The sequence below is a fragment of the Streptomyces sp. NPDC046900 genome (assembly GCF_040644975.1).
In the GTDB taxonomy this organism is placed as follows: domain Bacteria; phylum Actinomycetota; class Actinomycetes; order Streptomycetales; family Streptomycetaceae; genus Streptomyces.
Genome location: NZ_JBEYXD010000010.1, coordinates 63,278 through 88,793 on the forward strand (window position 1 = coordinate 63,278; position 25,516 = coordinate 88,793).

Genomic DNA, 25,516 nt, shown 5'->3' on the forward strand with positions numbered 1-25,516 from the left:
GGCATCACCGCCCTCCTGTTCTGCCTTCTGGCGGCCGTGGGCGCCGTCGCGTGCGAGGTGACGCCGCCGCCCGACGACACGGTCGTGGCTCCGGCTCCGCGCTCCAGCGCGCCGCGCGCCGAGGTGACGCCGTCGGCGGTTCCCACGACGGCCCGACAGAGCGCCACACCCGCCCCGAGCGCGCCCCCCACGCGATCCGCCGTGCCCCGTCCCCCGCGAACGACTGCGCCACGCGCGATCTGGTACTCACTTCCGACAAGCCGAGGCGGGCCGTCCTGGGCAACCCGGGGGATGTGGCCATGGACATACGGCTGCGCAACCGCTCCGGCATCAACTGTGTACTCGACGGGTGGCCGGGCGTCGACTTCGTCGGTGGGAAAGCAGAGCCCCCCACGAAGTGCGTGCCGGGCCATCCGGGCCGGCAGCACCTCGGCCGCATCGACACGACGAGCCGGCGGCGCCTGTCGGTGACGCGCTACGGTCCGGGGCACCCCACAGCTGTCCGGCTCGCTCCCGGGCGGAGCACATCGTTCAGCCTCGTCTGGAAGTCGGCCACGGAGACGGTCTGCAACGGCGCCGACTTCTACGACCCGCCGTACGCCGCGGACATCTGGGTGCCCGGCGACTCCGCGCCTGTGGTCGTGACACTGCTGCCCATCTCGCCTTGCCACGGAAAAATCGGAATCACCCCGTTCGGAATCACCGGCCGAGGCCCATCGCCCCACCTCAGCGGGGTGACCTCGCCCACCGAGGTGGAGGTCTGCGTCGACTTCGGACCGTACATCGACTCACGCGCATGGGGCGGCTACGTCATCGACCCAGGCAGCACCACCCCGACAACACCTACGAGGTCCCCCAGAACGCGCCTGCGGCCGAACCGACGCTCGCACGATCATGGAGAGGCTCGGTCACGACACGTCACGATGACGCTCGATGCGCACGCACATGTGCTTGGGACGACGCTGCGGGCCGCCGCCGATCAGGTGGACGACGCTCTCGGCCTCGATGACTCCGACGAGGGTTCGGAGGACGTGGTGGAGCCCGGCACCGACGACTGAGCACGGTTTCCGGCCACGTTGATGTCACCGGCTGATGTCAAAGACCCCCCGGGCTGAGCCCGGGGGGTCTTTGATCGGTGTGCACTCGGCAGGATTCGAACCTGCAACCTTCTGATCCGTAGTCAGATGCTCTATCCGTTAAGCTACGAGTGCTTGTTCTCTTTTTTCTCCGCCGTTCCCGGCCCTTCCGGCCCGCTCGCGGCGACAGGAAGAACATTACATGACTGCCGCCGCCATGTGAAATCCATTTGCCCTACCCCTTGTGACCTGCGGAGACACCCTCAGTCGGGGGGTCGAGGGCGAGGCTCCGAGCGGCCCCTCGAAAACGCCGAAGCCCCGGCCGTACGGACCGGGGCTTCGGTGATCAAGCGCGGAGGCGGAGGGATTTGAACCCTCGATGGGCTTTAAGGCCCAAACCGCATTAGCAGTGCGGCGCCATAGACCGGACTAGGCGACGCCTCCAGCACAACCGCCCGCGCGAGCGCGAGTGGTGCGTGCAGATGATGACACAGCTGAGCGTGCTGTCACCAATCGCCCCCCACGGTACTAGGCGGAAAGGCCACAGGGCAAAGCACTGGGCCGCAAACCGCGGGGCGCGATCCGGCGACGTCACCCCGCGGGCCGCTCCGGGCGGCCTCTCCCTCGGCGGTGCGCTCGCGGAACCTGGCCGGCCGGGCGCGTGCCGCGCCTCACCGGCCCCATCCGTCACTCCGCCGACAGGCGGACGGCGGGGCCCGGGGCGCAACCGTCCCGCTTCTTTGCCGTTGGTCAGGGCATGGTCCAGTTCACCTCGCGCGGTCTGATCATCGGGGCCCTCACCCTTCTCTCCGTGTCCGCCGTGCCCGCCGTGTCCGTCGCGGCGGACGCCCACAGCCGGCCCCGGGTGCCGGGCACCGACCGGCTCGTCCTCACCGTGCGCCACGCGGGGCAGGCGGACGGCACGTACGTCCTGCGCTGCCATCCGGGGGGCGGCACCCATCCGAGAGCCCTGGAGGCCTGCGGCGCGCTCGACCGGCGGACCGTCTGGGGCCGGGACCCCTTCGCGCCCGTCCCGCCACGCAGCCTGTGCACGATGCAGTACGGCGGCCCCGCCACCGCGCGCGTCACGGGGGTCTGGGCGGGACGTCCGGTCGACGCCCGCTACGACCGCAGCGACGGCTGCCAGATCGCACGCTGGAACGACCTCGTGCCGCTGCTTCCGGACGTTCGTTCGCAAAACGTGCCCAGTCGGACCACCTCGGGCACCGGCCGGCGCCACGGGTAATGTCCGGGTTCCGCCCGGTCACCTGTGCAGTCACACGATCTGCGTCACTTCCGCGTGCGACCTCCCTCTCATCCGGCGCCGCAGGCTGGGGCGCTGCCCGTAGACTCGCTCACGTGACACGCTGCGGGCCGGTTGGCAAGATGGCCCCCGCGGTCGGCAAGGTGCGGTAACAGGGAGGAAGCGTCTCGTGAGCAGCAGGCCATCCCGAGGCGCTGCTCGCCTCGCTGCCATACTGGACGCTCTTCCCGACGCGTTGGTACTGGTCAACGCCAACGGAACCGTCGTCAACGCCAACACCATCGCCCTGGAGGCCTTCGAGACCCCGGGCACCGCCCTGGTGGGGCGCGGCCTGCTCGATCTGCTGCCCGAGTTCGACTCGCGCCTGATCCCCGGGTCCATGCGGCGACCCGACTCCGTGGACCCGAGCGGGCGGACCAAGCCGACGCGGATGATCGCCCGCCGGACGGACGGCAGCGAGTTCCCCGTCGAGGTCACGAGCGCCAATCTCGAGGACGGCCGCCAGGCGTACGACGGCTACGGCTACACCGGCGACGAGCTCCTGATGCTCGTCGTCCGCGATCTGTCCGGCACCGTCGACACGGAGGCCGAACTCGCCCGCTCCCAGCGGCAGACCGAGATGATCCTGCGAGCCGCGGCCGAGGGCGTGGTGGGCACGGACACGGACGGGCGGATCGTGCTCGTCAACCCGGCCGCCGCCCAGATCCTCGGCTACCGTGCCAGCGACCTCGGCGGCAAGGAGCTGCACACCCTGGTGCTGCACTCCCGTGAGGACGGCTCGCCCTTCCCGTACACGGAGTCGCCGCTGCACGACACCCTGCGCTCCGGACGCAAGCACCGGGTGCGCGGGCAGGTGCTGTGGTCCAAGGCCGGGGACAAGGTGTCCGTCGACCTGACGACCGCGCCCGTGCGCGACGGCGATCAGCTCGTCGGCGCCGTGCTGACGTTCACGGACCGGCGCCCCTTCGACATGCTCGTCGCGGAGAAGGAAGAGGCCGCGAGGCAGCACGAGCAGGAGCTCGAGCGGATCGCCGGCAAGCACAAGGAGGAGCTGGAGCGGCTGCGCGAGGAGCACGCCGCCGAGCTCGCCGAGCTGCGCGAGCAGCACGCGGAGGACATCGCGGCGGGCGACGAACGCTACGCCGCCCTCGGTGAGCGCGAGAAGGACCGCTACGAGGCGCTGGCCGCCCGGCACGATCAACTGCTCGCGGTGCTCGCTCAGTCGCTGCGCGGCCCCCTCGACCAGCTGCGCGGGGAGCTGTCGAAGCTCGCCGCGGACGACGCCGGCCAGCTGTGGCCCGAGGCCAACCAGGTGCTCCACCACCTCTCGGCCGGCTACTCGCGTATCACCACCCTCGTCGACAACGTGCTCGGCTACCAGCGGCTGGACGCCGGTGACGACGAACTCGTCCGTACGGCCGTCATGCTCGACGCCGTCGTCGCCGCCGGTGTCGAAGGCGCCATCGAACTGATCGGGCCCGGGCGCGTGCAGTTCGCCGTGCACGCCCCGCCCATCGAGGCCGAGGTGGACCCGCAACGGCTCGCACTGGCGCTCGCGCACCTCGTCGCGGATGTGGCGGGCGTCGACGCCACCGGCAACGCGCCCGTCTCGGCGGGCGGTTACATGGACAGCACCGTGGTCGTGGCGGCCGCGCAGCGCGGGGAGGTCGTCCGGATCGAGGTGCGCGGCCCGTACCCCGGGGGAGACCCGGTGCACCAGCCGATCGTCGGCGGCATCGTGCGCGCGCACGGCGGTGTGCTGCAGACGCACGAGGTGCCGGGCATGAGCGGCAACGCCTACGTGCTCGAAGTGCCGATCGGCGGCGGCGCCGGGGCCGTCCCGCCGCCTGTTGCCACGGCTCTCGCGCTGGAGCCCGGCACCGGCCCGGCACCCGAGCAGACCCCCCAGCAAAGCGGTGGACGGCGGCGGGCCCGCCGGTCGTCCGTGGACGCCTTCCTGGAGAGCGAGGGAGGCGAAGCCGCCCCCGCCGACACGACCACCGCGCCCACCGGACGGCGCAGGCGGCGCGCGGCGGAGGAGTCCGCCGCCGAGGCGTCGGTTCCCGCACAGGCGACCGCGTCCGAGGACGGCACCGCCAAGTCCCCGGCGTCCGGCGGCACGGGACGGCGGCGCGGACGTCCGAGCACGGCCGAAGGGACGGCCGAGGGCTCGGTCGTGACCGCCGCCGAGCACGCCGCGGGCGCCCCGGCCGGCGGGCTGGGGGAGACCGTGCCGCCGCAGGGCGTGCCCGTGCCCACGGGACGGCGTGCCCGCCGGGGCGGCGAGCTCCAGGCACTGCCGCCCGCTCTGCCCGCCGCCTCGGACGCCCCGTCCGCCGACGACCCCGATGCCTCCGGAGGAGGACGCCGGCGGCGCGCCCTGGCCGCCGCCAACGAGCGTGCCGCCGCGGCGGATGCCGCGCCGCGGACGGTGTTCGCACTGCCGCCCGCCGAGGCGGACCGCGCCCCGCAGCAGAGCACTCCCGCTCCCGGCTGGGACGGCGAGGGCCGCCATGACGCGGTCCCGCACGACCGGACCGAGGACCACACGCCGCCGCAGCCGCACCCGGCGCCCTCGCCCAAGGGCCGCCGCCGGGCCCGCCCGGCCTCGGCGCCCGAGCAGCAGCCGGCCGGGGCCGGCACGACCGCGACGGTCCCTCCCCAGGGCGTACCGATCCAGCCGACGCCTCCCCAGAGCCTGCCCGCCCAGATGACGCCCGGGACTCCGGCCGGTGGCGTCCCGGTGCAGGGGGGCCCGCAGCCCGTTCCCGCACAGGGCCTGCCCGCGGCCGCCGCGCGGGCCGTTCCCCCGCACGGCCTTCCGGCTCAGGGCGCTCCGGTGGCGCCCAGGCAGCCCCTGCCCGCGCCGGCGCTTCCGGGGCAGCCCGCCCTCGCGCCGCAGGCCCAGCCGGTCCCGCAGCAGCCCGTGCCTCCGCAGTCCACTCCGGCGGGCGGTGTTCCGGGAGCAGCCACGCCCGCCCCCGGCACTCCGGTGCCCCCGCAGGCCTGGCCCGCTTCCGGCGCGGCCGCTCCCGTGGCGCAGTCGACTCCTTCGGCGGGCACCCCGCTCCCTCCGGAACACGCCCCACGGCCCCGGACCGCTCAGCCGCTGCCCGCCGAGTCGGCCGCACCCGTCGTCGACGCCAACTCGACCCAGGGACGGGCGATCAGTGTGCGGACGCTCGGCCAGGGTGTGCCGTTCGCCCGCCAGGGCGCACAGCCGCAGGCCCAGCCCCGCTCCCAGACACCGACGCCTCCCCCGCACCAGTCGAACGGTGCGGGCCGCCGCCGCAAGCTCGGCACGCCTCCCGAACCCGCCGGCGAGCGGCCGGAGACGGCGGCGCGCGCGCACCCGCAGGGCGCGGGGTCTTCCCTACCGGCCCAGTCCACCCGGGCCGGGCAGTCCCGTCCGGCCGGGGTCAGCGAGGGCGCCGGGCGGTCGTACGCCATAGGAGCACCGGACAAGAACGCCGACGAAGGCCCCGAGCCGCTCGACGGCCCCGGCGGTGCCGTGGAGATCGCCGACCAGCCCCAGGCGCGACCGATGGACGCCGAGTTGCCCCCGGAGCCGCTGGACAACCCGCGACGGCTGCTCGTGTGGCCCGCGCCGGACGTGACGACCCAGCAGGCGCTGAGCGACCGCGGCTACCGGCCCGTCGTCGTCAACTCCCGTGAGGAGGTCGACGCCCAGATCGCCGCCTTCCCGGCCGCGCTCTTCGTCGACCCGCTGACCGGCCCCATCACGCGGACGGCGCTCCAGTCGCTGCGCCAGGCGGCGGTGGCCGCCGAGGTGCCCGTGCTGGTCACAGCGGGACTCGGACAGGCCACGCGTGAAGCGGCGTACGGTGCCGATCCGGCCGTGCTCCTGAAGGCGCTCGCCCCGCGGGACTCGGAACAGCACCCGCCGCGTGTCCTGCTCATAGAAGAGCACGCGGAGATCGCGCTGGCGCTCACGGCGACGCTGGAGCGGCGTGGAATGCAGGTCGCACGGGCGGCCTCGGACGCGGACGCGGTCACGCTGGCCGCGCAGATGCGGCCGAACCTGGTGGTGATGGACCTGATGCAGGTGCACCGCCGCCAGGCCGGAGTCGTCGACTGGCTGCGTGCGAACAACCTGCTCAACCGCACCCCGCTCGTCGTCTACACCGCTGCCGTCGATCAGGCCGACCTGCCCCGGCTGGTCTCGGGGGAGACGGTCCTGTTCCTGGCGGAGCGCTCGACGAGCGCCGAGGTGCAGGATCGGATCGTGGATCTGCTGGCGAGGGTCGGCACCAACTGACCGGACATTCCTGGAACACAGGGACATAAGGGCGTTGGGGTGGTGTTTCACGTGAAACGCCACCCCAACGCCCTTGTTTCTGCTGTCAGATCTTTGTGACGTCCAGTTCGCCCGCCGCGTACTGCCTGCGCAGCACCTTCTTGTCGAACTTGCCGACGCTGGTCTTGGGCACCGCCTCGACGATCGTCCAGCGCTCCGGCAGCTGCCACTTGGCGATCTTGGCTTCCTCCGCGAGGAACAAGCGCAGAGCATTGAAGTCCGTGGTGGCGCCCTGCTTCAGCACCACGGTGGCCAGCGGGCGTTCGCCCCACTTGTCATCCGGCACGGCGACGACCGCGGCCTCGGCGACATCCGGGTGGGACATCAGGGCGTTCTCCAGGTCCACCGAGGAGATCCACTCGCCGCCGGACTTGATGACGTCCTTGGCGCGGTCGGTCAGGGTGAGGAAGCCGTCAGGGCTTATGGTGCCGACGTCTCCGGTCTTGAGCCAGTCGTCCTCGCTGAACTTGTCGGCGGGACGCAGCGGCTCGGCGTCCGGGCCGTTGTAGTACGCCCCCGCGATCCACGGACCCCGTACTTCCAGCTCGCCCGCGGACTTGCCGTCCCAGGGCAGCCGCTCGCCGCCGGGGCCGGTGAGCCGGGCCTCGACGCCGGCCGGGAAACGGCCCTGGGTGAGCCGGTAGGCGAACTCCTCGTCGGTACCGACGGCATGGGCCGGCGGCCGGGCCACCGTGCCGAGAGGGGAGGTCTCGGTCATGCCCCAGGCGTGGCAGACACGCATGCCGAGCTTGTCGAAGGCCACCATGAGGGAGGGCGGGCAGGCCGAGCCGCCGATGGTGACCTGGCCGAGGAAGGAGACGTCGCGGGGCCGGGCGGTCAGCTCGGCGAGCAGGCCCTGCCAGATGGTGGGGACGGCGGCGGCATGCGTCGGCCGCTCGCACTCGATCATCTCCGCGAGCGGCGCGGGCTGGAGGAAGCGGTCGGGCATGAGGAGGTTGACGCCGGTCATGAAGGTGGCGTGCGGCAGACCCCAGGCGTTGACATGGAACTGCGGGACCACGACGAGCGAGGTGTCCTGGTCGGTCAGCCCCATCGACTGGGTCATGTTGACCTGCATGGAGTGCAGGTAGACGGAACGGTGGGAGTAGACGACGCCCTTGGGATCTCCGGTGGTGCCGGAGGTGTAGCACATGGCGGCGGCCTGACGTTCGTCCAGCTCGGGCCAGTCGTAGGTGGTCGGCTTGCCGGCGATGAGGTCCTCGTACTCGTGCACCTGGGGGGAGGCACCGTCGAGCAGCGAGCGGTCACCGGGACCGGACACGACCACGTGCTCGAGCGTCGGCAACTGCGGCAGGAGCGGGGCGATCAGCGGCAGCAGGGAGCCGTTGACGATGACGACGCGGTCGGCCGCGTGGTTCACGATCCAGGTCAGCTGCTCGGCCGGAAGGCGCAGGTTCAGCGTGTGCAGAACGGCACCCATGCACGGGATCGCGAAGTAGGCCTCCACGTGCTCCGCGTTGTTCCACATGAGCGTGGCGACCCGGTCGTCGTCCTGGACGCCGAGATCCTCGCGCAGGGCGTGGGCCAACTGGGCGGCGCGGGCGGCGATTTGCGCGTAGGAGCGGCGATGCGGCTCGCCCTCACCGGTCCAGGTGGTCACCTGGGAAGTTCCGTGGACTGTCGACCCGTGGGTCAGGATCCTGGAGATCAGCAGCGGTACGTCCTGCATCGTGCTCTGCACGGAGTCCTCCCGGGGCGACATTTCCTACGCGGTAGTAGGGGGTTGCGCTGATTCTGCGCACATACCGCGCGGTATGTCACTACGCCCGGACATGATCGATCAGGCGTCGCACCGTGGTGTCCGGCGCACCGGCTCCAGCTCGGGATCCTCCCGGAGTTTCCCAAGGGCCCGCGAGACCGCCGACTTGACCGTACCGATGGAGACACCGAGCACATCGGCGGTCTGCGCCTCGCTCAGGTCCTCGTAATAGCGCAGGACCACCATCGCCCGCTGGCGCGCCGGCAGCTTCATGATCGCCCGCCACATGGCGTCGTGCAGTGCCTGCTCCTCGGCGGGATCCGCCTCGGGTATCCCCTCGGGTTCGGGCAGCTCGTCACAGCTGAACTCGTCGACCTTGCGCTTGCGCCACTGCGAAGTCCGCGTGTTCAGCAGCGCCCTGCGCACATACCCGTCCAGGGCGCGGTGGTCCTCGATCCGGTCCCAGGCGACGTACGTCTTCGCCAGGGCGGTCTGCAGCAGGTCCTCCGCGTCGCTGGGGTTCGCGGTGAGCGACCGGGCGGTGCGCAGCAGCACCGGCTGGCGGGCCCTCACATAGGACGAGAAGGACGGGTACGGAAGAGTCTGCCTCGCTGACGTAGCAGCGTTCGAAGCGCTGGTGCAGACGGGTGTGGTCATGGCTCCACGCTAGGTTCACCACGTGTTCCGGCGGATCGCCCGCAGGTCCCGAAGCGGCCTCCGCCTCAGGTTGTAGGCGGGGGGTTGACCCCACCTACTGAAGGTGGACGAGACGATGCGCACCCCTGAGGGTTCATCCCTGAGAGACGGGGGCGGGGCGCCGGGCGTCGGCCCTCGGACGTCAGTCATCAGTTCTGGATCACCGGTCGTCGGTCCGCAGGCGTCGGTCCCCAGGCGTCAGGACCCACCCTCATCGGCGTCAGCGGTCGGCCGTCAGGATCAGACCCGACGTGGGGACGCCGGTGCCCGCCGTGACCAGGGTCCGGGCGGCACCGGGGACCTGGTTCACCGCCGTGCCGCGCAGTTGCCGTACTGCCTCCGCGATGCCGTTCATCCCGTGCAGATACGCCTCTCCCAGCTGCCCTCCGTGGGTGTTCAGCGGCAGCATTCCCGCGGCCACGAAGTCCGCTGCGGCGCCCGGTTCGCAGAAGCCGAACTCCTCCAGCTGCATCAGCACGAACGGCGTGAAGTGGTCGTAGAGGACCGCCACATCGATGTCTGCGGGACCCATCCCCGACGTGCGCCACAGCTGGCGGGCCACGACGCCCATCTCCGGCAGTCCGGTCAGGTCGTCCCGGTAGAAGCTGGTCATCTGCTCCTGGGCGCGGCCCGCGCCCTGAGCGGCCGCCGTCACCACGGCCGGTGGCTGCGGCAGATCGCGCGCCCGCTCCACCGAGGTCACCACCAATGCCTGCCCGCCGTCCGTCTCCTGGCAGCAGTCGAGCAGGCGCAGCGGCTCCACGATCCAGCGCGAGGCCGCGTGGTCGGCGAGCGTGATGGGTCTGCCGTGGAAGTACGCCGCCGGGTTCGTCGCCGCGTACCCTCGGTCCACGACGGCCACCTGGCCGAACGCTTCAGGGGTCAGTCCGTAGGTGTGCAGATACCGCTGGGCCGCCATCGCGACCCAGGAGGCGGGGGTGAGCAGCCCGAACGGCAGGGACCAGCCCAGCGCGGCGCCCTCCGCGGACGGCTCGCGATGCTGCACGCCGGAGCCGAAACGGCGGCCCGAGCGTTCGTTGAACGCGCGGTAGCAGACCACCACCTCGGCCACTCCGGTCGCCACCGCCAGCGCGGCCTGCTGGACCGTCGCGCACGCCGCCCCGCCCCCGTAGTGGATCCGCGAGAAGAAGGACAGCTCGCCGATACCGCTCGCCTGGGCCACGGTGATCTCGGGGCTGGTGTCCATCGTGAACGTGACCATGCCGTCCACGTCCGCGGGTTCGAGCCCCGCGTCGTCCAGCGCGGCGCGCACGGCTTCCACCGCCAGCCTCAGCTCACTGCGCCCCGAGTCCTTGGAGAACTCGGTGGCCCCGATCCCCACGACGGCCGCCCGGCCGCCGAGGGCGTCCTTCCTCCGTACGCTCATCCGGCCCTCCCGCTCGGGACGGTGACCGTGACCGTGCCCGTGACATGCCGGCCGACGCCGTTCGTCCCGACGACCCGCACCTCGGCCGTGTCCCCGTCCACTTCCTCCACCGTGCCGGTCAACACCATCGTGTCCCCCGGGTGGTTGGGGGCGCCGAGTCGTATGGCCACCTTGCGCAGGACCGCGTCCGGCCCGAAGTGGTCGGTGACGTACCGCCCGACCAGGCCGTTGGTGGTCAGGATGTTCATGAAGATGTCCGGTGAGCCCCTGCGGCGGGCGAGCTCCGCGTCGTGGTGCACGTCCTGGTAGTCGCGCGAGGCCATCGCCCCGGCCACGATCAGGGTGGGCGTGATCTCGATCTCCAGCGGCGGCAGGCGCGTACCGGGCTCCAGCGCACCGGCCTCCGGTCCGGGCTCCCTCATTGCGCACCCCGTTCCCGGACGACGGGCACCGGTTCCACGTCCCGGGCCCGGAAGACGGGGAGTTCCAGTTCCTCGTCGCACCGCAGGAATTCGAGGCGCACCGGCATGCCGATCCGCACCGCCTCGCAGGGCACCCCGACGACGTTGCTGACGATCCGCACGCCCTCCGCGAGTTCGATGAGGCCGACCACGTACGGAAGGTCGAAGGCCGGAAAGGACGGGTGGTGCATCACGACGTACGAGTAGACCGTTCCCTCGCCGCTCGCCTCGATCGTGTCCCAGTCCTGGCAGCCGCAGGCGTTGCACCCCGGTAGCCAGGGGAAGCGCAGGGTGCCGCAGCCGGCGCACCGCTGGATCATCAGCCGGTGGCGGGCCACGCCCTCCCAGAATCCGGCGTTGTCCCGGTTGATCACCGGCCGGGGCCTTCTGCCGCGGGATGCCTCACGGGCGGGGGCGTACTTGAGGATCCGGAACCGGTGGGTTCCCACCGGTTCGTCGTCCACCCGCACCTCCATCCGCGTCGTGACGAAGTACCCGGCGCCGAGCTTCGTGCGTTTCCGGTCCGACACGGACTCGATCACCGCGTCGAACCTGACCTCGTCCCCGGGCCGCAGCGGGCGCAGATACTCCTGCTCGCAGTCGGTGGCGACGACCGAGGTGCAGCCGGCCTCGTCGAGCAGTCCCAGCAGTTCGTCGTACGCGTCCGAACGCCCCGCGTGGCCCGACAGGCCGCCCATCGTCCACACCTGGAGCATGGTGGGCGGCGCGATCGCGTCCGGGCCGGTGTACGCGGGGCTGGCGTCGCCCATCGCCTCGCACCAGTGCCGGATCATCGGCAGGTTGACCGCGTCCTTGCCGACTCCGGCGACCGACGCGGCCCGCCCCTCGTACGTCTTCAGCCGCGCGGCGAACTCCTCCGGCTCCGGAGGCTGCGTCCCGGGCCTCCCGGCGGTCGTCAGTCGGGGCGCGCCGCGTTCGACGGGCGGCGCCTCGACCTTCTCGTTGCTCCCGCCCCTCATCGCCGCTGCCCCCTCGTCCGCGTCCCGGGCCACCGTTCCATGGTCTTCTGACTGTCCGTCAGATAGGACTCGCTGTCAAGGTCACTGTGGACGCGGGGCAACCGCGCGTGCTTGTGGACTCGTGGGCGGAAAACGCCCGCGCGGCGGCACCGAAGTACCGCCGCGCGAACGTGTGATGACCCTTGAAAGCACATGTCACGGAAGTTCAGGACCGATGTCGGGGCACCGGTCCCTCGCTCACCACAGGTGGCTGAAGTTGATGAGCACGTTCTCGCTCCTCTGGTCGATGGCCGTGAACGCCGAGCGGTTCACCTGGGCGGTGTTGCTCCGGTTCGAGGCGCCGAAGCCGACCGCCTGCTGCTGCGTGGTGGAGGAGTTGCCGTTGTTGTCGCGTCCGACCCCGCTGCGGGAGACACTCGCAGCCGCCGCGTTCGATCCGTCGTCCGCGTAGGCGCCGTTGTCTGCCGAGGCGACGCCCGTGAAGAGCGCCGCGGCCAGCGGCAGCGCCGCCACGGCGGCAAGGACGCGGGCGGTACGGATGGTTGCCATGTTCTTTCCTCCAGGACCCCGTATGTTCCGGCACGGTGGCCGGGACGTGCGTGAAGTAGTTCTGATTCCGGGGGAGTTGGCCGACCTCCCCGGCCGGTGTACGACGTCGCGACTTCAGAGTTGCCCAGCGGATCACCGCCGAATCGCCCCTCAGGACGTGATTCGCCCTCAAGCGTGAGGAAATGTCGATAAACCCCTTTCGCCGTGCTTCACCTTTCTTGACCGGCGTTCGATCACCTCACCCCTTCCTTTTTTCGAACATGCGTACGAACATAGAGGCATGGCCACCATCGACCGGCAGGCCACCACTCTGGCCCTGGCCCACGCCCTGTCCGCCGCGGAGCGCGGCCTCGCGGTGATCCCGCTGTCCCGGACGAAGCTGCCGGCCCTGCGCTCCCCCCACCGAGACGACCCCGATCCGACGGCCCGCGCCTGCCACGGCGAATGCGGCCGATTCGGACACGGCGTGTACGACGCCTCCATCGACCCCCGCCGCATCCGCGAACTGTTCGCCGCCGCGCCCTGGGCCACCGGCTACGGCATCGCCTGCGGCCTCCATCCCCATCACCTCATCGGCATCGACCTCGACACCAAGTCCGGAACCGACTCCTCGGTGGCGCTGCGCGAACTCGCCCTGCGCCACCTGTTCACCATCCCCGACACCGTGGTCGTGCTGACCCCGAGCGGCGGCCGCCACCTGTGGCTGAGCGGACCGCCGGACGTCGTCGTGCCGAACTCCGCGAGCCGCCTGGCCCCCGGCATCGACGTACGCGGCGCGGGCGGCTATCTGGTCGGCCCCGGATCGCGCACCGAGCGCGGTGTGTACGGCACCGCCCCGGGCACCGCGCACCTGCCGCCCGCACCCTGCCCGCCCGCCCTGCTGCACCTGCTCACACCCCCGCCGCGCACCCGCCACCCCACGCCGTCGTCCACCGGCCGGCACGGCCAGGGCCTGGTCCAGTTCGTCCTCGCGGCGCACGAGGGCCAGCGCAACACCCGCCTCTTCTGGGCCGCCTGCCGGGCGTACGAGAACGGCATCGGCCCCGAACTGACCCCTGCCCTGATCGACGCGGCGGTCCGCACCGGTCTCACCCCGCGCGAGGCCCGTTCGACGATCGCGTCGGCGGCCCGGATGACGGCGCGGCCATGACCGGCCACCGGCCACGTGCCGCGGCTGTGCACACACGACGACAGTCATGACATCCGCCGGCCGCCGGGAGTCCGGTTCCCGGGCGACCGGCGGCTACAGAGCGGGGTTCCGTGACCACCCGCCGCACCCACGATCGAGTGGGCAGCACCGACCGCCTGGCCGGTGCCGGGCCGGCCAGGCCGCATCTCCGCTGTCAGTGGTGTTCCCAGCGGTGGGGGCGGACCTCCAGCGCTGCCCGGTCCCAGTGGGCCAGCTCGGCGGTCGCCTCATAGGTACTGTGGAGAAACTCGCCCAGCGCCCGGTCCGGATCGGCGGCCGCGGCGACCGCCTCGTAGGGCAGCACGAACTCACCGCTCACCCGCTGGTACGACGCCGCCGCGGGGCGGACCGGGTACTCGGGGAAGCCGGCCGGTTCGGGGTAGGCGTAGGCGTAGAACGCGCCCTCCTCACCGCCGCCGGGCCAGAACCCGCAGCTGGCCAACTCGACGGAGTAGGCCTCCGTCGTCACCCAGTCCGGCACGTTGGGGAGACCGCCAGGGGGATGCGGCGGCGCGGGCCGCCCGGAGAAGCGGGTGCAGGCCAGGTCCATCGACCCCCAGAAGAAGTGCACCGGGCTTGCCTTGCCGACGAATTGGGACCGGAACTCGCCGAAAGCCCGGTTCGCCTGCAGCAGTTGGCCCCAGAACAGCCGCACGGCGTGCGGGTCGTAGGAGGTGTGCCGGTAGTCGTCCGCGAACGGGATGGCGGGCTCCACCTCGTTGGGCCGCGGGTAGATCCGCGTCTGAATGCCCAGCTCTCCCAGCGCGCCCATGATCTCGGCATAGAACCGGGCCACCGGTTTGGACTCCAGCACCAGCTCACGCCTGCTTCCGTCGCTGGTACGAATGCCCAGCCGGTGGTCGACGAAGTCGAACTCGATCTCGAACGCACCGGTCCGGTACGGGATCGAGGACGTGGTGAACCCCCGAGGGGTGACATAGAGGGTGACCTGCCACCAGTGGTTGACCATGGGTGCGTGGGCCAGCCGGATCTTGCCGACGATCTGGGTCCACATGTGCAGTGTGTCCCGGGCCTCGACCCAGTCGGCCACCCGCAATCGTGGCCAGGCCCCGACCTGCTCCGTCTTGTGCCCGGCGTGTGCTTTGTGCGCGGCCATCGTGCCTCCCACGGGCCTCGCCGCTCCGGCGGCTCGCAGTCGCCCGCTCCCGGCGTCGCCGAAACCGTGCCCCGATCACCACCCCTGGCACCCGCACCGACGAGCAGACTGCCCGAAAAGATCCGATACGCCCAGACTATTCCCCGGGGTCGGGACCGACCAGATGGGACCGATGTGGTGGGCGGCAGGCGCGCGGTGTTCGCGGCGGTCATTCCCTGTGCTGGTCAGCGGCTCTGCCCGGCGGGCCGGCTGCCGATGACCACGGCGCACAGGCGCGCGACGGTGCCGGGCAGGAGCGCATAACGGGCGCCGGCCGCGTCGGAGAGCGCGCCGATGTTCGGCGAGCCGATGGGGGTGCTTCCGATGAACGCCGTCGACCACAGGGCGGTCACCTGGCCGCGGTGGTCGGGATCGGAGGCGAGCTGGATCGTGGCGTTCCCGTGTGGCGAGGAAGACGATGCCGGCCGCGCCGACCAGCACGCATGATCCGACGGCGGTCGCGATGGTGGGAATGGCGGCGACCAGGCCGACCGCGATCCGATCTCTGTCGGGGGCGGCTGTCCCTGTTTTCAAGACCGCTCGGGTGCCGCCGCAGAGTTTGACGGCGCCTTACGAGCGGACGGTCTTACGAGCGGGAGTCACGATCCCGCAGGGCACTGACGCCGCTGGAGTCGCTGAAGTGCTGGTAGGCATGCGCCTGGCGGCGCGCATCGCGCAGGCCCCTCGTAGCCGCCGCTTCGATTCGTCGCGCTTCCGGACTCGAAACCGACCGGCGCCGTTCACGACGCACCAGCACGATCATGGCGGCCGCCACGACGGCCCCGACCGCCGACGCAGCCAGTACCAGGTAGACCATGGTCACCCCCTCCTCCCCCTCAGACCGCGCCGCGCGACATGGCGCCCAGGCACTGATCATCAGAGGCTGCCCGGAAGCGTACCCATCGGCCAAGGCCGCTGAACCAGCATCGATGCCCGGCGGGGAAGGGCGACCGAAGGCTGCCCGCCGATGCGCACCTGGCACGCGCCGAAGTGGCCATAGGACGGCCACGAGACAGGTGCCGTCGCCCCGCGCTCAGTGAAGACAGCGGATCCCCGGGGTGACCGCACCCCGGGGATCCGCCGTCAGCGCGTCGCTCAGTGGCGCGTCAGGGCCTGGCGCAGCACGTCGTACACGTAGGTGTTGGCGTGCTTGCCGGTGAAGCGGTCGGACAGCGGGCCGGCCGCGGTCACGGGCACGTCCACACCGGTGTGGCCGGACGTCGTCCAGTCCATGTAGAAGCTCTTCTCGCTGCCGTGGATGGTGAACGGACCGTCCTCGGCGGAGATGCCGGTGCCGGACTCGTCGGCGGCGTCCGACTCCTCGACGGCCAGGCCGCCGGTCTCGTGGTCACCGGTGACGACCAGGAGGGTGTCGGGGTGGGTGGCGACGTAGGCGCGGGCCACGGCCACGGCCTTCTCCAGCTCCTGCATGGACTGCAGGACGCGGGTGCCGTTGTTCGAGTGACCGAACTCGTCGGTGCCCTCCTCCTCGACCATGAGGAAGAAGCCCTTCTTGTTCTTGTCCAGCGTGCTCAGCGCCTTGCTGGTCATCGTGGACAGACCGACCACCGGGCTGTACACGTCGCCCTGGCCCTCGGGGCGCTGCTGGAACATCTCCTCGTTGGCGAAGAGGCCGAGGAGCTTGCCGTCCTTGGCGCGGTTGAGCTGGTCCGCGCTGGAGACGTAGGAGTAACCGGCCTTCTGGGCCTTCTTGATGAGGTCGCCCTTGGTGCCCTTGCTCGCCTCGGACGGGTCCTCGGCGGGCTGGTCCTTGAACGCGCCGGCGTCGCCCGCGGGCAGCCACCAGTCCTCGCCGCCGCCCAGGATGACGTCGGGCTTGCTGACCTCGATGTACTGGCGCGCGATCTCGTCCTGCGCCGAGCGGTTGGCGGTGTTCGCGAAGAACGCCGCCGGCGAGGCGTCGGTGACCTGCGCGGTGGTGACCAGGCCGGTGGCCTTGCCGGCCGCCTTGGCCTGCTGGCCGAGGGTGGCCAGCGGGTTGCCGTCGACGTCGACGCTGATGGCGCCGTTGTAGGTCTTCTCGCCCGTGGCCCACGCGGTGGCGGCGGCGGCCGAGTCGGTGACGACGGCCTTCGGGTCGTCGGGCTCGGTGGTCAGCTGGCCCGAGACGGGGAGCTTGTCCATCGCGAGCTGGCCGCCGAGGCCGGTGAAGTGCAGGCGGGCGGCCTGGCGCATCGCGGCGCCCATGCCGTCACCGTTGATGAAGATGACGTTCTTGGCAGCCGGGGCCTTGGCCTTGGCCGGGGCGTGCGGAGCCGAAGCCGACGCGCCCAGCGTCGGGTTGACCACCATCGTCACGACGGCCGCGGCGATTGCGGCAGCCGCAGGAGCAGCGAACCGCCGCGCCCTACGAACATCCTGGGACACAACATCCTCCGTTGGTGTTCTTGCCCATTGCTTGACCGCGAACATAAGGAGCTTTGGGAGGTGATTGACCAAGGGAAGATGTCCGGCACGCGACGAGATCTTCAGTGGGAGGTAAAGGCGCAGGCCACACTTGTTCGAACAGCTCACGCGACAACGGACTCCGTCCCCTCCCGGCCGCACGTCCCGCACCCCGGCGACGGTACGCCCCCATCCGGTCGATGTCGCAGGTCAGCACTGTGCCGGGACTCCGCATTCCGCTGCGGGGTCGAGGGCGTGACCGGGGGTTGGGCGCGTGCTTCGGTCGCGTGGTGTGCGCGGTGCTGTGCCCGTCTTCCGACGTGCTGGGAGTCATTCGCCACGGCAGCGAGCCCGGGGTGCAGCGACTCGCCCAGGAACTGCCGCCAGTTGGAGCGACCGTCGACCTCCTCATCGGCGAAGTACGCACGTGGCAGTACGAGCCGTGGATATGGGTGAACCTCACGGCACCCAGTCACGGCGAAGGCTGGCTGTCCCCGTAGGGCTACGGATCAGAAGTTGCCGAGCCCCATCCGTGCCGGATCGTGCGGGGAATCACGGCTCGCCGACTTTCTGCGCCGCCGCCGCGAGGCGATCCGCCCGGCCGAGGTCGGCCTCGCCGACGGCCCCCGCCGCCGCACCAACGGCCTGCGCCGGGAAGAGGTGGCCATGTTCGCCGGTGTGTCGGTGGACTACGTCGTACGTCTCGAGCACGGCCGCAGCAGTCAGCCCTCGACCCAGCTGCTGGGGGCGCTGGCCCGGGCGTTGCGTCTGTCCGACGACGAGCGCGACCGCCTGTTCCAGCTGGCGGGCCACCAGCCCCGCCCGCCGACTGGGTGGCCCGCCTGGCCCGCGCCGGCCTTACACGTTGCTCGATCTGCTCGGCGACACCCCGGCCCTGGTGCTGTCCGACCTGGGCGAGGTCCTCGCCCAGAACCGGGCAGCCGTCCTGTTGTCAGGCGACCACACCGGCTTTTCCGGCGATCGGCGCTACGTCGTACATCGCTGGTTCACCGACCCCGCTGCCCGCGCCATCTGCCCGCCCGAGGAGCAGGAGTACCACGCCCGCCAGCTCGTGGCCGACCTGCGCGCGGCGGCCGGCCGCCGCTCCGGCGACCTCACAGTCACCGGACTCGTCGACCGGTTGCAGGCCGCGAGCGCCGACTTCCGCCGGCTGTGGACCGAGCACGAGGTGGCGGTCCGGCGCGCTGACCGCAAGACCTTCCTGAACCCACGGGTGGGCCGCCTGCTGATGGACTGCGAGACCCTGGTCACCCCCGACCAGGGTCAGCAACTGGTGGTACTCACCCCGGCGGACACCGAGACCCGCGAGCGGCTGGACCTGCTGCGGGTACTCGGTATCCAGGGATTTCCCACAGGGCAGACCGGCCTGCCCGTACGGTGAGGCGGCCGGCCGCAGGACACCGGCTCGGCATCCGGCGGTCCGGTCGGCGGAAGACGCCCCTAAGTCCGGGCCACAGGTGGGCCGCATGCGCTGGTCAAAGGTGGGATACCGCGGATCAGGACGCGACAGAGCGCATGCAGAGGGGGTGCCCCCGATGACGGGGGCACCCCCTTTGACCTGCGATGCTTCTGACCTGCAAGCGGTGGGTGTGGGATTTGGACCCACGGTGACTCGCGCCACGACGGTTTTCAAGAGCGTTGTGGTGTCGCTGCCGATTCGGCCCCTGACCTGCGTCAACGCCCTGAAGGAGACGGCTTATCCTCCCGCTGGCCCACACATGGCCCACAGCCATCGCATCAAGCACCTGGCTGGACCGCAGCGACCGTTCGCTTTTCAGGCGATCTCTGGCCCCAGCAGGGTGGGGCGTTGAGCGAGGATGACGACTGCGCACGTGCGGGCTTGGATGCCGTTGTCTGCGGACGTTGATGTCAGCGTCGATGTGACGGCCGCCCGCTTTGCAGGCCGTCTTCGGGGGCGCCCGGTGGCGGCAGGACTGGCCCGGAGGGCGAGGCGACCTCACGTGGACATCAGCTTGCAGGCGAGGCCCGTACCGCGCGGGGTACGGGCCTCGCCGATGGGCTCAGCCAATGCAGCCGGGAACGCTGTTCGGCGGGGCGCAGTTATTCGGCTTGTTGCGCCTGACCACGGTGTTGTTCAGCGTGACCGTGCCGGAGGCTTTGAAGATGCCGCCTCCGTCGGAGGCTTTATTGTCGGTGACGGTGCTGTCGTTCAGGGTCGTGGAGCCGGTGGCCGTGAGGCCGGCGGCGTTGTAGATGCCCCCGCCCTGGGCGGTGCCGCCGTCCGGAGCCTTGGCGGTGTTGCCGCTGATGTCCGACCGATGAGTCGTCACGGTGCCGCCCTCAGGGTTGTCGATGCCCCCGCCCTGGGCGGTGCCGCCGCGAGCGCTGGCCGTGTTGCCGAGCACTTTGCTGCTTTTCATGATGAGCTCGCCGAGGGCACCGTTCCTGATCCCGCCGCCCCGCGCGGTACCGCCTGCAGCGGTGGCGGTGTTGTCGATGACGCGGGTGTTGATCATGCGCATGGGGGCGTTGTTCGCGACTCCGCCGCCCGTGGCGAGGCCGCGCGGGGCGCTGGTGGTGTTGCGACTGATGACGGTGTCGGTCACCTTCATGTCAACGGCGTTGGACAGAGCACCGCGCGCGGTGCCGCCCGGGGCGCTCGCGTGGTTGTCGCTGATGGTGCTGTGGTCGATCGTCGTCGTCGCGAAAGCGGCGTGGCCGGCACCGAACGCGAAACTGTCGGGGTTCTCGGTGACGCTCACGGTGTTGTTGGTCACGCGGCTGCGGTTGAGCGTGAGAGGGCCGTCGTTGCCGATCCCGCCGCCGTCGGCGGTGCCCGCAGTCTTGCCGGTGTAGATGGCGGTGTTGTTGCTGACATCGGTGTCGTTCAAAGTCGCCGCGGGCCCATCGCTGTCGATGCCGCCGCCCTCCACAGAGATGCCGTCGGTGGCGGAATCGGCGGCATTGTGGACCACCCGGCTGTGGTTCACCGTCAAGGTTCCCTGGTTGTTGATGCCGCCCCCGCAGACCGCTCCCGCTCCTCCGGGGATGATGGGGCAGTCTGTCGCCCGGCCGCCGCTGATGGTGGTCTTGTTGAGCGTCAGGGTGCCCGTGTCGGCCACGAGGAGGATGCGGAAGTCTGGGGCGGATTTGGCGCGTGTGATGGTCGCACCGTTGCCGTCGATGGTGATCTCGCTGGTGATGGCGGGCAAGCCGTTGGCGGGATTGGCCGTGTCCGGGGACGTCAGCTTGTAGGTGCACTTACGGGCCAGCCGGAGGGTGTCGGCGCCCGGTGAGGCGTTGGCCGTGTTGATCGCCTCGACCAGATCTTTGACCTTGCACGGCACGTGCACGCTGGTGGCATGGTCAACCGCCTGTGTCTGGGCCGTGGCGCCACCTGCCAGGGCCGTCACCAGGCCCAGTGCGGCGGACACCGCGACGGTGCACGCTCGGAAGCGGGTCAGGGTCTGATTCATCGTGCAGCAGCACCTTTCGGCTTTCGGCAACCTCGCCCCGGCTTTTGGGGGCGAGGTTGGCCTGCACCGAAAAACCTCCAAACCGGACACGCTGCGCATCGGCCAGATGGCCGAGCGGACTTCACTCTCGCGGGTTGAAGGCCGCTACGGGACGGCCCTCGGGCGAGGCCGATGCATAGTTCTGACTCGTCCGAACGGCTGAGCCGCACGGCCCGGGATGTGCACCCGGCTGCCCCTCAACGGCTGCCGTCGAGGTGCATGCACGAAGGGCACGGCTGGGGCCGTTGGCGTACCCGATACGAAAACCCCCTCCGGAAGATCCCGGAGGGGGTGTTTGCCCTGGTAAGGCGGCGGTGGCTGGGGCCAGGGTCGAACCCGCGACCGTTCGCTTTCCAGGCGAGTTGATCGTGCGGCCAGGATCATGATCCGGCCCGACAACGTCTGCCGGCCGGAACGGCAGGCTGCGCAGGTCCCCACCAACACGCTTTCCAACTGTGTTGGTGGCGTGGTACGCGTCGTTCGGGGGCGTTCACCTGGGTTCATGGGTGGACGGTCGCCGGGTCGGGCTCGGCCATAGGTCTCGCCTGAACGGCGGTGAACGGGGCTGAATGAGACGGAAATTGAGACGGCCACGGTCGTGACTGATGCACCACCGAGCCCTCTACGAGAGAGGGTCGTCGCAGTACTGGGCGAGCAAAGCGATGGTGCCGGCACTCGCGGGGTCGGCGACAGCATCCAACTGCCCCTTGAACGTGGCTATGTCTGCCTTGCGCGAGCCCGGGCGCTGGGGCGGGACAGTCTTGACGATGTTCTGACACGTGGCCGGTTGACCCCGCGTTCCGCGCGGCGTTGGATCTACCCTGCCCGTGCGGGTGTCCGGGCAGAGAGCTGACTCTATGACTGAGGGTGCCGGACCCGGGCTGATAAGGGTGGTGTACTTCGAGCAGACGTCTGCGCTGATGATGGGCGCGGGCGCGGTGTTGTCCGAAGGGTTGTTGCTGCTCTTGATCGGAACGACTCACCGGCTGGAGACCCTGCTGGTCGGCACGGTTGCGGTCACTCTGGGGTGCCTGGCGCTGCTGCCACTCGGTTTCCGTCTCCCCGCCCGGCTCCGCCGCAAGTACGAGCAGGCCGCGCAGATCGACGGTGTCGACGAACCGCGCGCCGGCCAGGACGCGGCGCGACGGCTGTCGCTACGGCGCACGGCCGGATTCGTCGGCGCGGGAGGCTGCTGGATGGTGCTCATCGGCGTTGCGTTCCATGAGGTGATGCCGCCCGTCATGTTGATTCCGGCAGCCCTGGCCGCGTGGGTGCGGTCCCGGGGGACAGCGGGCTGGGAGCGGGAGAACGGTGCAGCCCTATGGCAGGGCGTGCCCGGGGTCCTGGGTGCCCGAGGCCCGGTATTCCGTGTGCCTGCAGATGGCGGGATGTGAAACCACGACCGCTTCGTCCCGAAGGAAGTTTGCTGGGCACTTGACCTCGGGCTGGTATGTCTCTCACCTGCTGGACGGTCCGTAGACGTCCGGGGTTGTTCGCCGCTGTTAGTTTCAGCTGTTGGTGTCAGGCAACCACGACAGGCTGCACGACCTGCGCCGCGCCGTCAGCAACTTCAGTCGTCTGCTGTGACCGAGCAGTCCTTGAACGGGATGCTGAGGAGTTCACAGGCGGCGGCATCCTCCCCCGCGGCGCCCTCCGCGTCCGTGGATCGAGGCTTCTGCAGATACGCCGCTGCGGCACGAGTCGCGTCACCGAAACAGGTCGGATTCTGCTCGACGATCAAGCCGAGGATCTGCACCTGGGCCGATTCCGCGTACGCGTTTATGGAGTTGAGGTAGTCCTCATCATGGGCTTCGCGCTTCTTCTGCTTCCGCAGCTGACTGGCCCGCTTCCCGAAGTCGTTGCTGGCCTGCTGGCACGTAGCGGACTGCTCGGATGCGCTGTCGTGCCGCGTCGCTCCGACGGCGTACCCGCCTGCGGTGAGCGTGATTGCTCCTGCGCTGACCAGCGCGATCATCGAACGCTTCATGGTCGGGGATCGTATATGCGCAGGTAAGGACGCTGATCATCACGTGAGAGGCTCGTAGCCGGTTGATGCGATGACGTGACCGTCCCGTGTTCTGGTGAGGTGCCAGTCCTTGCGTGCCAGCATGATGCCCGAGGGGGCAAGCGCGGTCGGCGGAGTCTCAATGGGCGGGTCAAGCGCACGAACGATCTTGAAAACCGTCGTGGCGCGAGTCACCGCGGGTTCAAATCCCACACCCACCGCGCAGGTGAGCGGCCCCTGATCAGGCGATACGGTCAGGGGCCGTCGCGTTGTGCGGTGCCCGCTCGGCACCGTGAATCCCCGCGGTTCCCCGTGCGATCGGGCACGGATGGGGCACGGGCACCTTCTGATCCGTAGCTCTACAGAGATCGGTCATTGAAGGTCATACAGGCTGCCGGGCGGCTCATGACCCGGCAAGCGCCCCACGGTCCCCGCGCCCCCTCCGGGAGGCGGGGACCGGACAGCGGGGTCCGGTCCAGTAACGCTGCGACAAAAAGTTCCACCTCCGTACAACCATGCGATTCGGCCGCGGATCTGATCACGCGAGTCAAGAGACTCACCAGACACTCGGGCCCCACGTGAAGCCAACCCGTGGGCCCCTTTCTCCACTTGGGGAACGCAATGCGCATACGTGCCACCGTGGCCGCCGTCTCCGGCGCCCTGGCTCTCTCCGCCTTCGCCGTGCCGGCCGCGCAGGCTGTCGACTCCGCCGCGTCCCACCGCGAAGACGTCGCGAAGGTCTGGCAGGCCGCTCACACCGCCCAGGCCGCTCCCGCCACCTCCGGCAAGACCGCGTTCAGCGCCGCCACCGGGACCGCCGACGAGCCGTACGCCCTGAACGTCACCTTCTCCAACTTCAAGATCGGCAGCTCGTACTCGGTCGGCACCACCAACCACGTCGCGATCCCGGTCTCGTACACCCTGACGCACGGCGCGGACGTCGACATCACCTCGTCCGACTTCCAGACCGGCCCGTACATCTACAAGGGCTCGTACGACTTGATGAGCAACCAGCTCTTCGGCGACGCCCCGGCCACCTGCACGGCCACCTCGTCGACCACCGCCACCTGCAAGGGCAACGTCGACATCTACGCGGCCGACGGCGACCTCATGAACGCGGACGCGGGCACCTGGAGCGCCGGTGCCCTGGCCATCGACTTGAACGGCCAGGACCCGTCCAGCCCCACCTTCGACATCACCAAGGTCGGGTACGCCGACCAAGGCGGTCTCGGCACTACCAAGGTCAAGCGCTTCGCCAAGCTGACGGTCAACGCCGGACCGGAGCCGGTCGCCAAGGGCAAGACCCTGACCGCCACCGGCAAGCTGACCCGCGCCGACTGGGAGACCAACACCTACAAGGGCTACGCGAAGCAGCCGGTCAAGCTGCAGTTCAGGAAGGCGGGCACGACCACGTACACCACCATCAAGACGGTGTACTCGGACTCGTACGGCAACCTGAAGACGACCACCACCGCGAAGTACGACGGTTACTGGCGCTTCAGCTTCGCGGGCTCCCCGACGACCGGGGCGGCAAACGCCACGGGTGACTACGTCGACGTGAAGTAAGACTCCGCGGCAGCAGGCGACGCGGTGCCCGCCAGGTACCGCGTCACGCCGGGAAACGGCGGTCGACCCACTTCCAGACGAACTCGAGGGCGACCGCCGCCAGCGCCGCGATGCCCACCGCGATCCACGGGATGGCGACCCCGACCAGCTTCAGTGCGAAGAAGCGCTGGAGGGCGGGCACGATCAGGACGAACAGGAACGCCACGCCCATCGCCGCCACCAGGGTGACGCGCCACCAGGTGTAGGGCCGGGCGACGATCGCCAGCACCCACATGGAGATCAGGAACAGAGTGAGGGTCGCCGCGCTGGTCTCCGCGTCCAGTGAGCCAGGACCCGCGTAGTGGTGCCGGACGATCAGATCTCGCCAGGCGCCGCCTTCCTCGGCCCGCAACTGTTTTCAGAGTCCACAGGGTGCACGGTACCGAGCGGTCGGCGTAGCGAATTTGGCCGGGAGTTTCAATGACCGGGACAAGGGCGCAAGGGGCACTCGATCAGTTCTTCTGGAAGTGGTGCAGCCAGTCTCCCACGTGGGAGTCTTCCCGGCTGGGGCATTCTGGCCAGCGTAAACGCTGGCGATGGCTGTCGATGCCTGTCAACGTTGGTTCACCTCGGACGGCCCGATGACGGCTCCGACTTCGCCGCGTCTCGTGTGAGGACGTGCTCGGTGTGCTCATGGGAGCCACGCTGCCTCCGACTGCCCGAAGAGCTCGGAGGGTGAGGCGAGTAGCACGGTGCGAAGCGCGTGTCCATCCACCCGGGATCGATGGCCGCGCCCATGTTGCGTTCCATGAGCGCGAAGGACTCGATGCACAAGGTCCCCATGCTGTTCGTGCCTGTTGGTGTCGGGCACTGATGTCAGTTCAGGGACTGTGGTCACCAATCCCGGGGTGCGATCAGCTCCTCTGCGTCGGCCTCACGGTAGCCGTAGGCCGTCGCCACGAACCAGAAGCCCTCGCCGATCATCTCGCGGGCGACGGTGTCGAGTTCACTGCCCGCTGCATCGAACTCGGCCTCCAGGTCGTTGAACTCCTCAGTCGCGGCATGGGTGAGCACGTACAGGGAGGGCAGGTCCGTCGGTTGCTCGGCTTCGATCCGCTCGCAGAGTCGCAGCAGGATCGCCCTGCCCTTGTCGACCACGGAATCGGGAAAGTACGTGTCCGAGTACATCCCCTCCAGAAACGCATGCTTTGCCACCTGCTGATTCGTGATAGCCATCGCCCGCCCATCCTCAGTTCAGAACCGGTGC

General features: G+C 70.2%; 20 protein-coding genes, 2 tRNA genes and 2 pseudogenes. 8 read left to right on the forward strand and 16 right to left on the reverse strand.

The window, feature by feature from the left end; translation table 11 throughout:
- The first annotated feature begins 50 nt into the window (after positions 1–50).
- Positions 51–1,058 (forward strand): DUF4232 domain-containing protein, encoded by a 1,008-nt coding sequence (locus ABZ904_RS12920; RefSeq protein ID WP_361822955.1) that lies wholly within the window; start codon positions 51–53, stop codon positions 1,056–1,058.
- Between the two features lie 80 nt (positions 1,059–1,138).
- Here the strand turns inward: ABZ904_RS12920 and ABZ904_RS12925 are convergent.
- Together ABZ904_RS12925 and ABZ904_RS12930 are read right to left on the reverse strand one after the other, a co-directional pair.
- Positions 1,139–1,211, reverse strand: a tRNA-Arg gene (locus ABZ904_RS12925).
- A gap of 218 nt (positions 1,212–1,429) precedes the next feature.
- A tRNA-Ser gene (locus ABZ904_RS12930) sits at positions 1,430–1,520 on the reverse strand.
- 313 nt (positions 1,521–1,833) lie between these two features.
- Here ABZ904_RS12930 and ABZ904_RS12935 point away from each other — a divergent pair.
- Both ABZ904_RS12935 and ABZ904_RS12940 read left to right on the forward strand, forming a co-directional pair.
- The gene (locus ABZ904_RS12935) at positions 1,834–2,322 is read left to right on the forward strand and encodes an SSI family serine proteinase inhibitor (protein ID WP_361822958.1); all 489 of its coding nucleotides are present in this window, start codon (positions 1,834–1,836) and stop codon (positions 2,320–2,322) included.
- A gap of 187 nt (positions 2,323–2,509) precedes the next feature.
- Positions 2,510–6,619, forward strand: a complete 4,110-nt coding sequence (locus tag ABZ904_RS12940) for a PAS domain-containing protein (RefSeq protein ID WP_361822961.1) — start codon at positions 2,510–2,512, stop codon at positions 6,617–6,619.
- 85 nt (positions 6,620–6,704) lie between these two features.
- Here ABZ904_RS12940 and ABZ904_RS12945 read toward each other — a convergent pair whose 3' ends face one another.
- The 6 genes from ABZ904_RS12945 to ABZ904_RS12970 all read right to left on the reverse strand — a co-directional run bounded on the left by ABZ904_RS12945 (position 6,705) and on the right by ABZ904_RS12970 (position 12,451).
- On the reverse strand, positions 6,705–8,381 hold the full coding sequence (locus tag ABZ904_RS12945) for a long-chain fatty acid--CoA ligase (protein ID WP_359410062.1): 1,677 nt from the start codon (positions 8,379–8,381) through the stop codon (positions 6,705–6,707).
- Between the two features lie 78 nt (positions 8,382–8,459).
- The gene (locus ABZ904_RS12950) at positions 8,460–9,035 is read right to left on the reverse strand and encodes a SigE family RNA polymerase sigma factor (protein ID WP_360990798.1); all 576 of its coding nucleotides are present in this window, start codon (positions 9,033–9,035) and stop codon (positions 8,460–8,462) included.
- 259 nt (positions 9,036–9,294) lie between these two features.
- A complete protein-coding gene (locus ABZ904_RS12955; protein ID WP_360990801.1) occupies positions 9,295–10,461 on the reverse strand; it encodes a lipid-transfer protein in 1,167 nt (388 codons plus the stop codon).
- Entirely contained in the window at positions 10,458–10,883 is a 426-nt protein-coding gene (locus ABZ904_RS12960; protein ID WP_360990804.1) for a MaoC/PaaZ C-terminal domain-containing protein, read from the reverse strand. Before ABZ904_RS12960 ends, ABZ904_RS12955 begins: the two co-directional genes overlap by 4 nt.
- Positions 10,880–11,935, reverse strand: coding sequence for an OB-fold domain-containing protein (locus tag ABZ904_RS12965; protein WP_360990807.1), 1,056 nt, complete (start codon positions 11,933–11,935; stop codon positions 10,880–10,882). Before ABZ904_RS12965 ends, ABZ904_RS12960 begins: the two co-directional genes overlap by 4 nt.
- A gap of 204 nt (positions 11,936–12,139) precedes the next feature.
- Positions 12,140–12,451, reverse strand: coding sequence for a hypothetical protein (locus ABZ904_RS12970; protein WP_361822967.1), 312 nt, complete (start codon positions 12,449–12,451; stop codon positions 12,140–12,142).
- A gap of 280 nt (positions 12,452–12,731) precedes the next feature.
- On the opposite strand from ABZ904_RS12970, the gene ABZ904_RS12975 reads away from it, so the two are divergent.
- Positions 12,732–13,601, forward strand: a complete 870-nt coding sequence (locus tag ABZ904_RS12975) for a bifunctional DNA primase/polymerase (RefSeq protein ID WP_360990812.1) — start codon at positions 12,732–12,734, stop codon at positions 13,599–13,601.
- A gap of 193 nt (positions 13,602–13,794) precedes the next feature.
- Here ABZ904_RS12975 and ABZ904_RS12980 read toward each other — a convergent pair whose 3' ends face one another.
- From ABZ904_RS12980 to ABZ904_RS12995, 4 genes are all read right to left on the reverse strand, one after another.
- The gene (locus ABZ904_RS12980; protein WP_361822969.1) at positions 13,795–14,757 is read right to left on the reverse strand and encodes a DUF5996 family protein; all 963 of its coding nucleotides are present in this window, start codon (positions 14,755–14,757) and stop codon (positions 13,795–13,797) included.
- Between the two features lie 224 nt (positions 14,758–14,981).
- Complete coding sequence (locus tag ABZ904_RS12985; protein ID WP_361822972.1) at positions 14,982–15,149, reverse strand: hypothetical protein; 168 nt, start codon at positions 15,147–15,149, stop codon at positions 14,982–14,984.
- Positions 15,150–15,382: 233 nt separating this feature from the next.
- Positions 15,383–15,613, reverse strand: coding sequence for a hypothetical protein (locus tag ABZ904_RS12990; protein WP_361822975.1), 231 nt, complete (start codon positions 15,611–15,613; stop codon positions 15,383–15,385).
- A gap of 278 nt (positions 15,614–15,891) precedes the next feature.
- Positions 15,892–17,184 (reverse strand): alkaline phosphatase, encoded by a 1,293-nt coding sequence (locus ABZ904_RS12995; protein ID WP_361822978.1) that lies wholly within the window; start codon positions 17,182–17,184, stop codon positions 15,892–15,894.
- A gap of 338 nt (positions 17,185–17,522) precedes the next feature.
- On the opposite strand from ABZ904_RS12995, the gene ABZ904_RS13000 reads away from it, so the two are divergent.
- Both ABZ904_RS13000 and ABZ904_RS13005 read left to right on the forward strand, forming a co-directional pair.
- Positions 17,523–17,702, forward strand: a complete 180-nt coding sequence (locus ABZ904_RS13000) for a hypothetical protein (protein ID WP_359410082.1) — start codon at positions 17,523–17,525, stop codon at positions 17,700–17,702.
- A gap of 28 nt (positions 17,703–17,730) precedes the next feature.
- Positions 17,731–18,604, forward strand: a pseudogene (locus ABZ904_RS13005) (helix-turn-helix transcriptional regulator).
- A gap of 640 nt (positions 18,605–19,244) precedes the next feature.
- On the opposite strand, the gene ABZ904_RS13010 reads toward ABZ904_RS13005, so the two are convergent.
- Positions 19,245–20,618, reverse strand: coding sequence for a hypothetical protein (locus ABZ904_RS13010; RefSeq protein WP_361822981.1), 1,374 nt, complete (start codon positions 20,616–20,618; stop codon positions 19,245–19,247).
- 971 nt (positions 20,619–21,589) lie between these two features.
- Here ABZ904_RS13010 and ABZ904_RS13015 point away from each other — a divergent pair.
- Positions 21,590–22,093, forward strand: a complete 504-nt coding sequence (locus ABZ904_RS13015; RefSeq protein WP_361822983.1) for a hypothetical protein — start codon at positions 21,590–21,592, stop codon at positions 22,091–22,093.
- Between the two features lie 176 nt (positions 22,094–22,269).
- On the opposite strand, the gene ABZ904_RS13020 is transcribed toward ABZ904_RS13015, so the two are convergent.
- The gene (locus ABZ904_RS13020; protein ID WP_361822986.1) at positions 22,270–22,686 is read right to left on the reverse strand and encodes a hypothetical protein; all 417 of its coding nucleotides are present in this window, start codon (positions 22,684–22,686) and stop codon (positions 22,270–22,272) included.
- Between the two features lie 639 nt (positions 22,687–23,325).
- Between ABZ904_RS13020 and ABZ904_RS13025 the strand changes: the two genes are divergently transcribed.
- Positions 23,326–24,270, forward strand: coding sequence for a hypothetical protein (locus ABZ904_RS13025; RefSeq protein WP_361822988.1), 945 nt, complete (start codon positions 23,326–23,328; stop codon positions 24,268–24,270).
- Between the two features lie 43 nt (positions 24,271–24,313).
- Here the strand turns inward: ABZ904_RS13025 and ABZ904_RS13030 are convergent.
- Together ABZ904_RS13030 and ABZ904_RS13035 are read right to left on the reverse strand one after the other, a co-directional pair.
- Positions 24,314–24,628 (reverse strand): annotated as a pseudogene (locus ABZ904_RS13030) (cation-translocating P-type ATPase); the annotation flags it as partial.
- A 515-nt stretch (positions 24,629–25,143) separates the two neighbouring features.
- Positions 25,144–25,485 carry a DUF5713 family protein gene (locus tag ABZ904_RS13035; protein WP_361822991.1) on the reverse strand — a complete coding sequence of 114 codons (342 nt, stop codon included), beginning with the start codon at positions 25,483–25,485 and terminating at the stop codon, positions 25,144–25,146.
- Between the last annotated feature and the right edge of the window lie 31 nt (positions 25,486–25,516).

What these genes read in the sequence shown, in the direction of transcription:
- ABZ904_RS12935 (WP_361822958.1), top strand. Translation starts at nt 1,834, where the DNA reads ATGGTCCAGTTCACCTCGCGCGGTCTGATCATCGGGGCCCTCACCCTT.
- ABZ904_RS12945 (WP_359410062.1), bottom strand. Translation starts at nt 8,381, where the DNA reads ATGTCGCCCCGGGAGGACTCCGTGCAGAGCACGATGCAGGACGTACCG.
- ABZ904_RS12950 (WP_360990798.1), bottom strand. Translation starts at nt 9,035, where the DNA reads ATGACCACACCCGTCTGCACCAGCGCTTCGAACGCTGCTACGTCAGCG.
- ABZ904_RS12955 (WP_360990801.1), bottom strand. Translation starts at nt 10,461, where the DNA reads ATGAGCGTACGGAGGAAGGACGCCCTCGGCGGCCGGGCGGCCGTCGTG.
- ABZ904_RS12960 (WP_360990804.1), bottom strand. Translation starts at nt 10,883, where the DNA reads ATGAGGGAGCCCGGACCGGAGGCCGGTGCGCTGGAGCCCGGTACGCGC.
- ABZ904_RS12970 (WP_361822967.1), bottom strand. Translation starts at nt 12,451, where the DNA reads ATGGCAACCATCCGTACCGCCCGCGTCCTTGCCGCCGTGGCGGCGCTG.
- ABZ904_RS12975 (WP_360990812.1), top strand. Translation starts at nt 12,732, where the DNA reads ATGGCCACCATCGACCGGCAGGCCACCACTCTGGCCCTGGCCCACGCC.
- ABZ904_RS12980 (WP_361822969.1), bottom strand. Translation starts at nt 14,757, where the DNA reads ATGGCCGCGCACAAAGCACACGCCGGGCACAAGACGGAGCAGGTCGGG.
- ABZ904_RS12990 (WP_361822975.1), bottom strand. Translation starts at nt 15,613, where the DNA reads ATGGTCTACCTGGTACTGGCTGCGTCGGCGGTCGGGGCCGTCGTGGCG.
- ABZ904_RS13020 (WP_361822986.1), bottom strand. Translation starts at nt 22,686, where the DNA reads ATGAAGCGTTCGATGATCGCGCTGGTCAGCGCAGGAGCAATCACGCTC.
- ABZ904_RS13025 (WP_361822988.1), top strand. Translation starts at nt 23,326, where the DNA reads ATGCGCATACGTGCCACCGTGGCCGCCGTCTCCGGCGCCCTGGCTCTC.
- ABZ904_RS13035 (WP_361822991.1), bottom strand. Translation starts at nt 25,485, where the DNA reads ATGGCTATCACGAATCAGCAGGTGGCAAAGCATGCGTTTCTGGAGGGG.